This is a genomic window from Pseudomonas savastanoi (assembly GCF_020917325.1).
Taxonomy (GTDB): domain Bacteria; phylum Pseudomonadota; class Gammaproteobacteria; order Pseudomonadales; family Pseudomonadaceae; genus Aquipseudomonas; species Aquipseudomonas amygdali.
The window spans coordinates 5,587,315-5,601,043 of the sequence record NZ_CP076652.1 but is presented as its reverse complement, the minus strand read 5'-3'; the positions used below and the strand labels follow the sequence as shown (position 1 = coordinate 5,601,043).

Here is a 13,729-nt window from a genome sequence, read left to right as displayed (position 1 = left end):
CGCGCAGCGTCACAGGATGCATGCCAACGCGGAGCATTGGCACGAGAGTCGACCGAGAAAGGATTACCCATGAAACCATTCACCTTCATCGCCGCCATTCTGGCTTTCAGCGGCTTGCTCAACACAGCTTCTGCCGACGAACCTGACGCGCTACGCATCGGCTATCAGAAGGGCTCGATCACGCTGGTGCTGGCCAAGGAACATGGCCTTCTGGAGAAGCGCTTTGCTGCTACAAAGGTCAAATGGATCGAATTCCCGGCCGGGCCGCAGATGCTTGAGGCTTTGAATATTGGCAGTCTGGACATTGCGTCCACCGGTGACATCCCGCCGATCTTTGCTCAGGTCGCAGGCGCAGACCTGGTCTACATCGGCGCAGAACCGGCCAAGCCACAGGCGGAAACCATACTGGTGCGCAACGAAAGCCCGCTGCACAGCGTGGCAGAGCTGAAAGGCCGCAAGGTCGCACTTCAGAAAGGCTCCAGCTCGCATAACGTGGTGTTGCGCTTGTTGAACAAGGCAGGGTTGACGTTCAAGGATATTCAGCCGATTTACCTGACCCCCGCCGATGCCCGCGCCGCCTTTGAAAACGGCAGTGTCGATGCCTGGGCAATCTGGGACCCGTACTACTCCATCGCCCTGAACGAAGGCCATAGCCGCCTCTTGGCCAATGGAGAAGGACTTGGACTGTCCGGGCCGTTCTATACCGCACGCCGGGCTTTTGCCGAGAAAAATGCGGCGTTTGTGCAGCAGGTTCTCGACGAACTGACGGTGGCCGATGGGCTGACTCGCTCGCAACGCAACGAAAGCATTCAGATCCTGGCGCGCAGCATGGGCTTGTCCGAAGCGGTCATCACTCAGTATCTTGACCATCGGCCTGTATCACCCAGCCTGCCGATCACGCCGGAGATCGTAAGTGCGCAGCAGGCGACCGCTGATCTGTTTTACGACAACCACTTGATACCCAAGCGGGTCGACATTCAGCAGGTTGTCTGGCAAAAGCCATGATTCCGGCGTTGCGAACAGGCGTCGCCTGTTCGCAAACGCAATCAAGACGCCTCGAATATCCCCCAGACAAGAGAGGATTCAATGACCTACATCGCTGCCGAAAATCGTTACGAAGACATGCCTTATCGCCGTACCGGCCGCAGCGGGCTGGTGCTTCCGGCACTGTCTTTGGGCTTGTGGCACAACTTCGGTGACAGCACGCCGATCGACACCCAGCGTGCCATGCTGCGCACGGCGTTCGATCTGGGCATCAACCATTTCGACCTGGCCAACAACTATGGCCCGCCGTACGGCAGCGCCGAGATCAACTTCGGCCGTCTGCTGCGCGAAGACTTCAAGCACTACCGTGATGAACTGATCATCTCCAGCAAGGCTGGCTGGGACATGTGGCCAGGGCCGTACGGGCAGGGCGGTGGTTCGCGCAAATACGTGCTCGCCAGCCTCGATCAGAGCCTGCAGCGCATGGGCCTGGATTACGTCGATATTTTTTACTCGCACCGCTTCGACCCGGACACCCCGCTGGAAGAAACCGCCAGCGCGCTGGCTACGGCAGTGCAGCAGGGCAAGGCGTTGTATATCGGCATCTCGTCGTATTCCGGGGCCAAGACCCGCGAAATAGCGGCGTTGCTCAAAGAGTGGAAAGTGCCGTTGCTGATTCACCAGCCGGCTTACAACCTGCTCAACCGTTGGGTTGAGAAAGACCTGCTCGACGCTACCGAAGAGCTGGGCGCGGGCGTGATCGCCTTTACCGCGTTGGCCCAAGGGCTGCTGTCGGACAAGTACCTGAACGGCGTGCCCAAGGATGCGCGGGTCAATCGTCCGGGCGGCGGCTCGTTGCAGGCTTCGCACCTGTCCGAGCAGAACATCGCCCACGTGCGTGCGCTCAACGAAATCGCCCAGCGTCGTGGTCAGAGCCTGGCACAAATGGCCCTGGCCTGGACGCTGCGTGACCCGCGCGTGACGTCAGCGTTGATTGGTGCGAGCCGTCCCGAGCAGATCATCGAAAACGTCGGCGCACTGAAGAACCTGGCGTTCAGCCCGGAAGAACTGGCCGAGATCGACAGCTTTGCGGTGGAAGGCGGAATCAACCTTTGGGAAAAACCATCACTGGCTGAGTGATGCGGTGCTGAGCTGCGCGTTACACGCAATTCCTGAGATGACTATCGTTCCCATGCTCCGCGTGGGAACGCAGTTCTGGACGCTCTGCGTCCTGCCTTGAATAGTAGGCGTGGCGCAGAGTGTTTCGAAATGCATGCCAATGCGGAGCATTGGCACCAATGACCATCATATAACCACTCAGCCCTCATCAGCCTCGTCGTCATCCCCGCCATCGACCTTCATGCCCAGTTCCTTGATCTTGCGGGTCAAGGTGTTGCGGCCCCAGCCCAGCAGCACGGCGGCGTCGCGGCGGCGGCCGGCGGTGTGCTTGAGGGCGGTTTCGATCATGATCCGCTCGAAAGTCGGTACAGCGCTGTCCAGCAGGCTGGACTGACCGCGAGACAAGGCCTGGTCGGCCCACTGACGCAGCGCCTGTTCCCAGTTGGTGACCGGGGCGGCGTCCTGCGGCAGGCTCAGCAGCTCCGGTGGCAGATCGCTGATGTGCACTTCACGACCCGAGGCCATGACCGTGATCCAGCGGCAGGTGTTTTCCAGCTGACGCACGTTGCCAGGCCACGGCAGATGCTTGAGGTATTCCTCGGTCTCGGCCTTGAGCAGCTTGGGTTCGACTGCCAGTTCCTGTGCGGCACGGCTGAGGAAGTGCTTGGCCAGGGTCGGGATGTCTTCGCGACGGTCCGACATGCGCGGAATGTGGATGCGGATCACGTTCAGGCGATGGAACAAGTCCTCACGGAACTTGCCGGCCTGCACCAGGGTTTCCAGGTTCTGGTGTGTCGCGGCAATGATCCGCACATCGACCTTGACCGGCGTGTGCCCGCCTACCCGGTAGAACTCGCCATCGGCCAGCACGCGCAGCAGACGGGTCTGGGTGTCGGCTGGCATATCGCCGATTTCATCGAGAAACAGCGTGCCGCCGTCGGCCTGTTCAAAACGACCGCGACGCAGGTTGGCCGCGCCGGTGAATGCGCCTTTTTCGTGGCCGAACAGCTCTGACTCCATCAAGTCCTTGGGAATCGCCGCCATGTTCAGTGCAATGAACGGCGAGGCCGAACGCGGGCTGTGGCGGTGCAGTGCATGAGCGACCAACTCTTTACCGGTCCCCGACTCACCGTTAATCAGAACAGTGATGTTGGAGTGGCTCAGGCGCCCGATAGCGCGAAACACTTCCTGCATCGCTGGCGCTTCGCCAATGATTTCAGGGGTGCGGGTCAGGGTCGGTGCGACGTCCAGGCCTTGCTGTTCCTGGGCGTGCTGATTGGCGCGTTTGACCAGCGAGACGGCTTCATCGACGTCGAACGGCTTGGGCAGGTACTCGAAAGCGCCACCCTGATAAGACGCCACGGCGCTGTCCAGGTCCGAATGGGCGGTCATGATGATCACCGGCAGACGTGGATGCTGCTCGCGAATCCGCGCCAGCAGGTCCAGACCACTGGCACCGGGCATTCGGATGTCGGAAATGATCACGTCCGGCTGCTGACGGGCCAGACGGCTCATCACCCCGTCGGCGCTGTCGAAGCTCTGCGTGGTCATGCCTTCCTGTTGCAAGGCCTTTTCCAGTACCCAGCGGATAGAACGATCGTCGTCTACGATCCAGACAGTTTCACTACGGCTCATGTCGAAGCTGCTCCTTGTTCCAGCGGCAGGAAGATCGAGAACGTGGTGTGGCCGGGATGGCTGTCACACTCGATCAGGCCCTGGTGCTGGCTGATGATGTTCTGGGTAATGGCAAGACCTAGCCCTGTGCCATCCGGGCGGCCACTGACCATCGGGTAAAAAATGGTTTCCTGAAGTTCGGCCGGAATACCGGGGCCGTTGTCGATGATTTCGATCTTGCTGACCAGCCGATGGCGAACGTGGCCGATAGTGAACTGGCGCATGGCGCGGGTGCGCAGGGTGATTCGTCCCAGGCGCAATTCGTTCTGGCCGCTGATGGCCTGCATGGCGTTGCGCACGATATTGAGCACGGCCTGGATCATTTGCTCGCGGTCGATCAAGACGTCGGGAATGCTTGGGTCATAGTCGCGCACCAGCGTGATGCAGCCCTGACTTTCGGCCTCGACCAGGCTGCACACTCGTTCAAGCACTTCGTGCACGTTGGTCATCGCCAGCGACGGCAGCTTGTTGGAGCCCAGCATACGGTCGACCAGATTACGCAAACGGTCGGCCTCTTCGATGATGACGTTGGTGTAATCCTTGAGGCTTTCTTCAGGCAGCTCGCGGGCCAGCAGCTGTGCGGCGCCGCGAATGCCGCCCAGCGGGTTCTTTATTTCGTGAGCCAGGCCACGCACCAGCATCTTGGTGGTTTCCTGCTTGGACAACTGGGCTTCTTCCTTGGTAATGCGCAGCAACCTGTCACGTGGGTGCACTTCAAGCAGCAGCAGGGTATCGCCCTTGCTGAGAATCGGCGTCACGGCATAGTCAACCGTCAGTGTCTGACCGGTCAGTGCGGTGAGCATCGCTTCGCGCTTGGTGAAAGGATGAGCCTGTTCCACTGCCTGACGCAGCGAACTCAGTGCCTCAGCCGACTCGGTGAACAGCTCGCTGATGAATTGCCCATGGCTGCGCTGCCCGCTAATGGCGAGCAGCATTTCCGCTGCCGGGTTCATGTACTCAAGTCGCAGGTCGGCGTTGAGCAGAATGGTGGCAGTGGTCAGGTTATCCAGTAACAGTCTGTGCAGCGCGTCGCTGATAGTCATGAATCGTGTTGACCTCTTTTGGCACATTGCAGTTGCGCAATGCTGGTGCTGGTTGGTCTGCGCCAGCAGGAGCAAGGCCACCAATACGGTGCTGTCTCAGTGAAGTTGCAAAAACCAAACCAAGGCTCCGAAAAGAAGCGCTTTATCTGCAAAATCGGGCCGTTTTTCGAGCGAGTGCCCGCATACGGCGCTACTTTCAGTGCGTTCCTGAACCAAATTGGACTGTATTGTTGCGCAGGCGTGCAGGTGGCGCACCAAAAAGGTGCTTCTGCGTTGTCGAGGATCAGAAGAAAGGCAGGATGCTGCTTTTAGGCTCGGGCTTGTCCTTGAGCGGACACTCCGGGCGCACGCCGTAGTCATCATCCTTGCAGGGATGAATCGCGCGCTTTTGCGCGAGGGAAATGCGCTGCACGTGAAACGGCTGGTTCGGCGTTTTTTCCAGGACACGGCCAAGTTCGTCGAAAATCTCTACCGATAATTGATGCGTGCCCCGATCCACATTGCTCAGCGGGAAGACAGGGCTGCGTCCGGCCTCGCCGACGGCAACGCCATCCAGCAATAGCCGGTAGCTGTGACCCGGCTGTAAAACCGGTTCGCTGGTGACGGTAACGATCAGATCGCCACTGGGATTGACCAGCGTGGCGTCCGGCTCGGGCACCAGAATTCTCAGCAGCTGATAATGAAACATTGGCTGCACGGCGGGTTTGGCAGGGTGTGCTTTCAAGGTTCGGGTTGGCGGGGTGCCGGTCATGTTGTTGCTGGGTGGAACATCAACGCGTGTGGCGTTCTTGCGCGGCTGGTCGGTAAACACCCGATTGCCTTGCGCGTCGATGTAGGTATAGACGTCGGCAGCGGCTGGCAGCGCTATCAGCAGCAGCAAGCAGATCAGCGCGCTGTGCATTGTGTGTCTGTTCATGGTTTGCCGAGGTGCACGCGTTGAATGGTCAGCGTAATGGTCTCGCTCTGCTGAATAATCCGCTCGCCGTCTTTCACCACTACCGCGAAACTGTGCTCGCCACGATCGATGTTGACCACCTGAAAGCGCGGCAGGTTGGAGGGCTGCCCATACAGATTGCCGTCCAGCAACAATTGCAGGCGATGGTTCTGTTGCAGGCGTGGCTGAATCTTCACGCCGATAATGAACGTACCGTTGTTGGCACGTAATGCTTCATCGGCTGGCAGGTCCGTCAGTTCCAGCACGTCATAGGCCGTCTGTGGCTGTGATTGTGGCTGAGGTTGTGCAGGGGCCGGTTGCGGCGTGCTGTTGACGACCGGCCTGGCGGGTGTCTGCCTTTCGATGCTGTTGAGCGGCGGCAGCTCGACCACTTCGGTTTTGGTGCCGTTGGGTGGCTGATTGCTGAACGCAGTGTTGCCGTTCGCGTCGGTGTACTTATAGATCTGCGCCAAGGCAGGCAGGCTGATCAACAGCAGCAGGCAAATCAGGCTTTGACGCATGAGACTCTCGACAGCAATGGCACAATTGGCCGTCAGCATAGAACACATCGCCCTATGCTGCGCTATCCGCCTGATGTGTCAGAGGTTTGCCGAGCAAAGATCGGCGGTGGCCAGTACCAGTGCCTGATCATGAATCGGGTCGGTCTGATAGCGCTTGAGCGCCATATCCAGCTTGATCCTGCAGTCTTCGGTCTTGCGCAGTGGCTGGAAGTCGGCATATGCCTGCAGCAGCTGGGTTTGCAGCCGGTCGAGTTTCGGGCGGATATCGTCCACCAGGCTCAGCCTGGTCGTATCAGGGGCTTTGCCCGCTGCATGCCATTGGGCAAGCAGTGCATTCTGTATTTGCTTGTTGGCTTCGATCTGCGCCTTGAATAAGCGTTGAACGTCGTCAGGGTTCAGCTTGAACTCGGCAGCGCGGGCCTGCGCTGCGCTGATGACTTGCAGCTCGCGCGGCGGGTCCTCGACGGCTTTGCCGCTGTCCCATTTGCTCAGGGCAACCTGATCGGCGATGGACAGGCGCTCGCTGATGGCTTGCAACAGCGGCTCGATAGAAGAGGGCTTCTGCTCGGCGGCGAAGGCGAAGCAGGAAGACATGCACGTCAGGGTCAGCAGGGAAGTGGCCAGAAGCAGGCGCATATTCAACTCCATATTGATCGGGGCGGGTTCAGAGTTAAGCCCGATTCTTGGGTATGCAGCCAGTGCCCGGTGGTGAAAAGAATTTCACGTTGCAAGGCTGCATTCCGCGTACGTGCTGGTGAGAGCTTATTGCGACAACGGCGTTGCTTCTGTCGCGGCGTAGAAGACGATAAGTTCGACCGGTGTGTCGCCCGTCTTGCCGCGGTGCACGATATCAACCATCTCTGCGAGTGCGTCGCCTTTTTTCAGGCGGATTTCCTTGTTGCTGTCCCGTTTTTCGACGGTGATTTCTCCTGAGGCCACGTAGGCGGCGTTGGGGATCGGATGGCTATGCCATTTCAGCGCGGTGTTTGCAGGAATGTTGATTTTCAGAACGGTCAGCTCGGGCTGGCCTTTGGGGTAGGCAATGTAAGGCGTGCCATCCCAGGAAGTTTTGCTTTTCAGCAGAACACGGGATTCGACGGTGGGGCTTGCCTGTTGGGCAACGGCGTTGTCTGTCAGTGCTATCAGGGCAGCTGTGATCAGAAGTCTGTAGGGCATGTCGGGATGGCCTTGCTGGCTGAAATTCGAGCCAGAAGTTTGCCCGGTATTTTTTTTCTGATGCGGTATCCCGTTATTGCACAAAATAAAAAATCGGTCCTCAGAAACAAAGAAACCTCCCGAAGGAGGTCTCTTGTTACGCCATCAACGCTGGCGCGGCTGGATTAGCAGCTGTAATACAGCTCGTATTCCAGTGGGTGTACGAAGGTACGAACGCGGATTTCTTCTTCGCTTTTCAGTGCGATGTAAGCGTCGATGAAGTCGTCGCTGAACACGCCGCCTTTGGTCAGGAACGCACGGCCCTTGTCCAGTTCTTCCAGCGCTTCTTTCAGGCTGCCGCAAACTTGTGGGATCTCTTTGGCCTCTTCAGGTGGCAGGTCATACAGGTTCTTGTCAGCTGCGTCGCCAGGGTGGATCTTGTTCTGGATGCCGTCCAGGCCAGCCATCAACAGAGCCGCGAAGGCCAGGTACGGGTTGGCCGAAGGATCCGGGAAGCGTGCTTCGATACGGCGGCCGCGTGGGCTGTTGACGTAAGGAATACGGATCGAAGCGGAACGGTTACGCGCCGAGTAGGCCAGCATGACCGGTGCTTCGAAGCCTGGAACCAGACGCTTGTACGAGTTGGTGGACGGGTTGGTGAAGCCGTTCAGCGCCTTGCCGTGCTTGATGATGCCGCCGATGAAGTACAGAGCGAGGTCGGACAGACCGGCATAGCCTTCACCTGCGAAGGTGTTCTTGCCATCTTTGGCGATGGACATGTGCACGTGCATGCCTGAACCGTTATCACCGTACAGAGGCTTTGGCATGAAGGTCGCGGTGCGGCCGTAAGCGTCAGCAACGTTGTGAACAACGTATTTCAGGGTCTGAACTTCGTCAGCCTTTTTAACCAGCGTGTTGAATTTCACGCCGATTTCGTTCTGGCCAGCGGTCGCCACTTCGTGGTGGTGAACTTCAACGGTCTGGCCCATTTCTTCCAGAGCGTTGCACATGGCGGTACGGATTTCGTGGTCATGGTCGAACGGCGGAACCGGGAAATAACCGCCTTTGACGCCTGGGCGGTGGCCTTTGTTGCCGCCTTCCACGTCCTGGTCGGACATCCACGAACCTTGCTCAGAGAAGATCTTGAACATGGAGCCCGAGATGTCGGACTTGAATTTCACTTCGTCGAAGATGAAGAATTCTGGCTCAGGGCCTGCGAATACGGTGTCACCGATACCGGTGGACTTCAGGTATTCCTCGGCGCGACGAGCGATGGCGCGTGGGTCACGATCGTAACCTTGCATGGTCGACGGTTCGATGATGTCGCACACCAGGATCAGGGTCGGTTCTTCGGTGAACGGGTCCAGAACAGCGGTTTCGTCGTCCGGCAGCAGGATCATGTCGGAAGCTTCGATGCCTTTCCAGCCAGAGATGGAGGAGCCGTCGAACATCTTGCCGACTTCGAAGAAGTCATCTTCCAGCGCATCGCGAGCTGGCATGGTCACGTGGTGCTGCGTACCTTTAGTGTCCGTGAAGCGCAGATCAATCCACTTAACGTCATGATCTTTGATGAGTTGAACCGACTTCGACATGGTGTCCTCCGGGTGGCTAAGAACCGCCTTCTATAGGCTGGGTCCCTTGAATTTGGGTGATGCCGGCGCGAATATTCTGCCAAGGCAACCTGCCTCACAAGGGAGCAATTTGCATGCCAGTGCCCCGTGTTGGGTTTTTTGCTTCAAAAGCTGGCTTTCAGGGGATTTAAACGCGTCTGCCGAGAAAAGTACGCACCGTTATGGCGCTGCAATTTGGTGCGCCGACTCTTTTTGGTGCGTTGATGGTCGGGTGTACGATAACTGGTTAAACGTTGAGCAATTTCCGCTATAATCCGCGCCCCCCTTTTTCAGTCGGCACCTCACGCGCTGTTTCCATGAAACTAATCGTTAAAGTTTTTCCAGAAATCACCATTAAAAGCCCGCCGGTGCGCAAGAAATTCATCCGGCAACTGGGCAAGAACATTCGTACCGTGCTCCGTGAACTGGACGCGGACATTGTCGTGGGTGGCGTATGGGACAACCTTGAGGTGGAGACCCGCAAGACCGACCCCAAAGTGCTGCAGGGCATCAGGGACCGGCTGAGTTGCATGCCTGGCATTGCCAACTTTCTGCAGGTGGCCGAGTACCCGTTGGGCGACATGGATGACATCGTCGCCAAGTGCAAACTGCACTACGCCGACCTGCTGCCCGGCAAGATGTTTTCAGTGCGTTGCAAACGCGCCGGTCGTCACGATTTCAGCTCGATGGATGTCGAGAAATACGTCGGTAGCAAGTTGCGCATGCAATGCGGCGCCGCCGGAATCGAGCTGAAAAAGCCCGATCTGGTCGTGCGGATGGAAATTCGCGACCAACGGTTGTTTGTCGTTCATGACCAGCATCAGGGCATGGGCGGCTACCCGCTGGGTGCGCTGGAGCAGACCCTGGTATTGATGTCCGGCGGGTTCGACTCGACCGTTGCGGCCTACCAGATCATGCGCCGCGGCCTTATGGCGCACTTCTGCTTCTTCAATCTGGGCGGACGTGCCCATGAACTGGGCGTGATGGAAGTCGCTCACTTCATCTGGAAGAAGTACGGCAGTTCGCAGCGGGTGCTGTTTGTCAGCGTGCCATTCGAGGAAGTTCTCGGAGAAATTCTGCAGAAAGTCGATAACAGTCATATGGGTGTAGTTTTGAAGCGTATGATGTTACGCGCTGCATCCGCCGTGGCTGATCGTCTCGAAATCGACGTGCTGGTAACTGGCGAAGCGATTTCACAGGTTGCCAGCCAGACGCTGCCAAACCTGTCGCTGATCGACGCGGCTACAGACAAGCTGGTCCTGCGACCGCTGGTTGCGAGCCACAAGCAGGACATCGTGGACCTGGCGACTGAAATCGGCACTGCCGATTTTGCCCGGCACATGCCTGAGTATTGCGGGGTGATTTCGGTCAACCCGAAGACCAACGCCAAGCGAAATCGCGTTGAGTACGAAGAAAAACAGTTCGACATGGCGATTCTCGAGCAAGCGCTTGAACGCGCGAAGCTGATTTCGATCGATCGGGTCATCGACGATCTGAGCCGCAATGTCGACATAGAAGAAGTCAGCCAGGCGCTGGCCGGTCAGGTCATCATCGACATCCGTCACCCGGATGCTCAGGAGGACCAGCCGCTGCAAGTGCCTGGCGTGGAGATACAGACGTTGCCGTTCTACGCATTGAACAGCCGTTTCAAGGCACTGGATGACACGCGCCAGTACCTTTTGTATTGCGACAAAGGCGTCATGAGTCGCCTGCATGCTCACCATTTGCTCAGTGAGGGGCATGCCAATGTGCGCGTTTATCGACCGAGCTAAGTGCCCGGGGCTGTTTGCCTGTGGCTTGCGTCACCGGCCCCCCGACACCAGTCGTCATGCCGTAACGGCTTTTGCCGACTCGAAATAGTTAATCGCTGCCTTATAAACAGTCAGCAGACCGAATCCTCTGATCGAGATACACAAGTGATCGAAAATCTACGCAACATCGCCATCATTGCTCACGTTGACCATGGTAAGACCACCCTGGTAGACAAACTCCTGCGCCAGTCCGGCACCCTTGAGCGCAACGAGCTCAACGACGAGCGCGTGATGGACTCCAACGACCAGGAAAAAGAGCGCGGTATTACCATTCTCGCGAAGAACACCGCGATCAACTGGAATGGCTACCACATCAACATCGTGGACACCCCGGGCCACGCCGACTTCGGTGGTGAAGTAGAGCGCGTGATGTCGATGGTCGACTCCGTACTGCTGCTGGTCGATGCCCAGGACGGCCCTATGCCGCAAACCCGTTTTGTGACCAAGAAGGCTTTCGAAGCCGGCCTGCGTCCAATCGTGGTCATCAACAAGGTTGACCGTCCAGGCGCGCGTCCGGACTGGGTTCTGGACCAGATCTTCGACCTGTTCGACAACCTCGGTGCTACCGAAGAACAGCTGGACTTCAAAGTCGTCTACGCCTCGGCCCTGAACGGTATTGCCGGTCTGGAACACACCGACATGGCTGAAGACATGACTCCGCTGTATCAGTCGATCGTCGACCACGTTCCTGCTCCAAAGGTTGACCGTGACGGCCCGTTCCAGATGCAGATCTCGGCTCTGGACTACAACAGCTTCCTGGGCGTCATCGGTGTTGGCCGTATCGCTCGCGGTCGCGTCAAGCCAAACACCCCGGTTGTTGCTATCGATGCCGAAGGCAAGAAGCGCAACGGTCGTATCCTGAAGCTGATGGGTCACCACGGTCTGCACCGTGTGGACGTTGAAGAAGCAGCTGCCGGCGACATCGTCTGCATCAGCGGCTTCGACCAGCTGTTCATCTCCGACACCCTGTGCGATCCGCTGAATGTTGAAGCGATGAAGCCGCTGACCGTCGACGAGCCAACCGTTTCGATGACCTTCCAGGTTAACGACTCGCCGTTCTGCGGTAAGGAAGGCAAGTTCGTCACCAGCCGTAACATCAAGGAACGTCTGGACAAGGAACTGCTGTACAACGTTGCCCTGCGCGTTGAAGAAGGCGACACCGCCGACAAGTTCAAGGTCTCCGGCCGTGGTGAGCTGCACCTCTCGGTACTGATCGAAACCATGCGTCGCGAAGGCTTCGAAATGGGTGTAGGTCGTCCGGAAGTGATCATCCGTCGCGTAGGTGACGTGAAGCACGAACCGTACGAAAACGTGACCATCGACCTGCCGGAAGAATCCCAGGGCGCGATCATGGAGCAAATGGGGCTGCGTAAAGGCGACCTGACCAACATGGTTCCGGATGGCAAGGGCCGTGTTCGCCTTGAGTACAACATCCCGGCCCGTGGCCTGATCGGTTTCCGTAACGAGTTCCTGACCCTCACCTCCGGTGCTGGCATCCTGACCTCGATCTTCGACCGTTACGACGTGATGAAGTCCGGCGACATGTCCGGCCGTCAGAACGGCGTTCTGGTTTCGGTTGAAACCGGCAAGGCGTTGACCTACTCCCTGGAAACCCTGCAGGCGCGCGGCAAGCTGTTCGTCGAGCACGGTCAGGAAATCTACGGTGGTCAGATCGTTGGTCTGAACAGCCGCGACAACGACCTGGGTGTGAACCCTACCAAAGGCAAGAAGCTCGACAACATGCGTGCTTCGGGCAAAGACGAAACCATCGCTCTGGTTCCACCTGTCAAGTTCACCCTTGAACAGGCTCTGGAATTCATCCAGGACGACGAGCTGTGCGAAGTAACGCCGAAATCCATCCGTCTTCGCAAGAAGATCCTGGACGAAAGCGAGCGTACCCGCGCTGCCAAGAAAGCCAAGGCTTGATACTTAGCCCGCGCTGAATAAAAAACCCCGGTCGAGAGACCGGGGTTTTTTTTATGCCTGATGGATTATCGGGACACGCAGCCGGCTGAAGCTCAGGGCGGGTATCAAGTGTCTAGCGCTTGCCACCCACCGGGGCCAGCAACAATTCGATACGCTGCTTACGGATACCATCCGCTGCCGCTTCAGCCAGTGCGGCATCGGTGATGATGGTGTCGAACTGCTCGAGCCCTGCCACCTTGTACATGCCGAAGGTGCCGTATTTCGAGCTGGTCGCGACCAATACGGTTTGCGAGGCTGACTGCATGGCGGCCTGTTTGACCTCGACTTTCAGCGCCGACGGCGTAGTCGTGCCGCGTTGCAGGTCCCACGAGCTGGTCGACATGAAGGCCACATCGGTCGCCAGTTGCCGCAACGTCGCTGCCGCCAGCCCGCCTACGCTGGAGCGGTTCGGATGATCGAGCAGCCCGCCGGTGTGAATCACATCCACATGCGCAGCATCGGCCAGTGCGTTGACTACGCCGAAATCATTGGTCACCACGGTCATGCCTGACAACGCAATGATATGCGGCACGATTTCCAGTGTGCTGGTGCCCGCGTCCAGGTAAATCGTCATGTCCGGATGCAGCAAACCCGCCGCGAGCCTCGCCATGCCCTGTTTGTGCGGCAGCTCTATAACCGCCTTGGACTGATGGCTGGGCTCGCTGTGCACCTGGCTGGCGATACGCACGCCCCCGGTAACCGAGTAGGCGCGGCCTTCCTGTTCCAGCTGGGCGATATCGCGGCGGATGGTCATGTGCGAGCAGTCGAACATCTCCATCAACTGATGAACGCTGAGCACCTGATGCTTGCGCAATTGACGCAGCATCAGCTCCCGGCGCTGATCGGGGATCATAGGTGTACCGCCGGAAATGGCGATCTCCTCTTCAGTGGACATTCGTGCTCCTTGATGAGC

Annotated in this window: 12 protein-coding genes; 4 read left to right on the top strand and 8 right to left on the bottom strand. The window is 58.2% G+C overall.

The window, feature by feature from the left end:
* The first annotated feature begins 69 nt into the window (after nt 1–69).
* Both KP808_RS24020 and mgrA read left to right on the top strand, forming a co-directional pair.
* Nucleotides 70–1,005, top strand: a complete 936-nt coding sequence (locus KP808_RS24020; RefSeq protein ID WP_230017060.1) for a sulfonate ABC transporter substrate-binding protein — start codon at nt 70–72, stop codon at nt 1,003–1,005.
* An 81-nt stretch (nt 1,006–1,086) separates the two neighbouring features.
* Nucleotides 1,087–2,124, top strand: a complete 1,038-nt coding sequence (gene mgrA, locus KP808_RS24015; RefSeq protein ID WP_058401835.1) for an L-glyceraldehyde 3-phosphate reductase — start codon at nt 1,087–1,089, stop codon at nt 2,122–2,124.
* Nucleotides 2,125–2,301: 177 nt separating this feature from the next.
* On the opposite strand, the gene ntrC is transcribed toward mgrA, so the two are convergent.
* From ntrC to glnA, 7 genes are all read right to left on the bottom strand, one after another.
* The gene (gene ntrC, locus KP808_RS24010) at nt 2,302–3,738 is read right to left on the bottom strand and encodes a nitrogen regulation protein NR(I) (protein WP_002555721.1); all 1,437 of its coding nucleotides are present in this window, start codon (nt 3,736–3,738) and stop codon (nt 2,302–2,304) included.
* On the bottom strand, nt 3,735–4,820 hold the full coding sequence (glnL, locus tag KP808_RS24005; protein WP_002555720.1) for a nitrogen regulation protein NR(II): 1,086 nt from the start codon (nt 4,818–4,820) through the stop codon (nt 3,735–3,737). Before glnL ends, ntrC begins: the two co-directional genes overlap by 4 nt.
* 283 nt (nt 4,821–5,103) lie before the next feature.
* The gene (locus KP808_RS24000; RefSeq protein WP_057402282.1) at nt 5,104–5,721 is read right to left on the bottom strand and encodes a DUF4124 domain-containing protein; all 618 of its coding nucleotides are present in this window, start codon (nt 5,719–5,721) and stop codon (nt 5,104–5,106) included.
* An 11-nt stretch (nt 5,722–5,732) separates the two neighbouring features.
* On the bottom strand, nt 5,733–6,275 hold the full coding sequence (locus tag KP808_RS23995; RefSeq protein WP_326839567.1) for a DUF4124 domain-containing protein: 543 nt from the start codon (nt 6,273–6,275) through the stop codon (nt 5,733–5,735).
* A gap of 78 nt (nt 6,276–6,353) precedes the next feature.
* A complete protein-coding gene (locus KP808_RS23990) occupies nt 6,354–6,911 on the bottom strand; it encodes a chorismate mutase (protein WP_230017058.1) in 558 nt (185 codons plus the stop codon).
* 126 nt (nt 6,912–7,037) lie between these two features.
* Nucleotides 7,038–7,451: a cupin domain-containing protein gene (locus tag KP808_RS23985; RefSeq protein ID WP_230017057.1), complete on the bottom strand. Its 414-nt coding sequence runs from the start codon at nt 7,449–7,451 to the stop codon at nt 7,038–7,040.
* Between the two features lie 164 nt (nt 7,452–7,615).
* Nucleotides 7,616–9,022, bottom strand: coding sequence for a glutamate--ammonia ligase (gene glnA, locus KP808_RS23980; RefSeq protein ID WP_002555716.1), 1,407 nt, complete (start codon nt 9,020–9,022; stop codon nt 7,616–7,618).
* A gap of 335 nt (nt 9,023–9,357) precedes the next feature.
* Here glnA and thiI point away from each other — a divergent pair, with 335 nt between their 5' ends.
* Together thiI and typA are read left to right on the top strand one after the other, a co-directional pair.
* Nucleotides 9,358–10,812 (top strand): tRNA uracil 4-sulfurtransferase ThiI, encoded by a 1,455-nt coding sequence (gene thiI, locus KP808_RS23975; RefSeq protein ID WP_058409204.1) that lies wholly within the window; start codon nt 9,358–9,360, stop codon nt 10,810–10,812.
* Between the two features lie 144 nt (nt 10,813–10,956).
* Nucleotides 10,957–12,777 (top strand): translational GTPase TypA, encoded by a 1,821-nt coding sequence (gene typA / locus KP808_RS23970; protein WP_002555714.1) that lies wholly within the window; start codon nt 10,957–10,959, stop codon nt 12,775–12,777.
* A gap of 112 nt (nt 12,778–12,889) precedes the next feature.
* Here typA and KP808_RS23965 read toward each other — a convergent pair whose 3' ends face one another.
* Nucleotides 12,890–13,711, bottom strand: a complete 822-nt coding sequence (locus tag KP808_RS23965) for a DeoR/GlpR family DNA-binding transcription regulator (RefSeq protein WP_002555713.1) — start codon at nt 13,709–13,711, stop codon at nt 12,890–12,892.
* Between the last annotated feature and the right edge of the window lie 18 nt (nt 13,712–13,729).

What these genes read in the sequence shown, in the direction of transcription:
- thiI (WP_058409204.1), top strand. Translation starts at nt 9,358, where the DNA reads ATGAAACTAATCGTTAAAGTTTTTCCAGAAATCACCATTAAAAGCCCG.
- KP808_RS23965 (WP_002555713.1), bottom strand. Translation starts at nt 13,711, where the DNA reads ATGTCCACTGAAGAGGAGATCGCCATTTCCGGCGGTACACCTATGATC.
- KP808_RS24020 (WP_230017060.1), top strand. Translation starts at nt 70, where the DNA reads ATGAAACCATTCACCTTCATCGCCGCCATTCTGGCTTTCAGCGGCTTG.
- KP808_RS23995 (WP_326839567.1), bottom strand. Translation starts at nt 6,275, where the DNA reads ATGCGTCAAAGCCTGATTTGCCTGCTGCTGTTGATCAGCCTGCCTGCC.
- ntrC (WP_002555721.1), bottom strand. Translation starts at nt 3,738, where the DNA reads ATGAGCCGTAGTGAAACTGTCTGGATCGTAGACGACGATCGTTCTATC.
- mgrA (WP_058401835.1), top strand. Translation starts at nt 1,087, where the DNA reads ATGACCTACATCGCTGCCGAAAATCGTTACGAAGACATGCCTTATCGC.
- KP808_RS23990 (WP_230017058.1), bottom strand. Translation starts at nt 6,911, where the DNA reads ATGCGCCTGCTTCTGGCCACTTCCCTGCTGACCCTGACGTGCATGTCT.
- KP808_RS24000 (WP_057402282.1), bottom strand. Translation starts at nt 5,721, where the DNA reads ATGCACAGCGCGCTGATCTGCTTGCTGCTGCTGATAGCGCTGCCAGCC.
- KP808_RS23985 (WP_230017057.1), bottom strand. Translation starts at nt 7,451, where the DNA reads ATGCCCTACAGACTTCTGATCACAGCTGCCCTGATAGCACTGACAGAC.
- glnL (WP_002555720.1), bottom strand. Translation starts at nt 4,820, where the DNA reads ATGACTATCAGCGACGCGCTGCACAGACTGTTACTGGATAACCTGACC.
- glnA (WP_002555716.1), bottom strand. Translation starts at nt 9,022, where the DNA reads ATGTCGAAGTCGGTTCAACTCATCAAAGATCATGACGTTAAGTGGATT.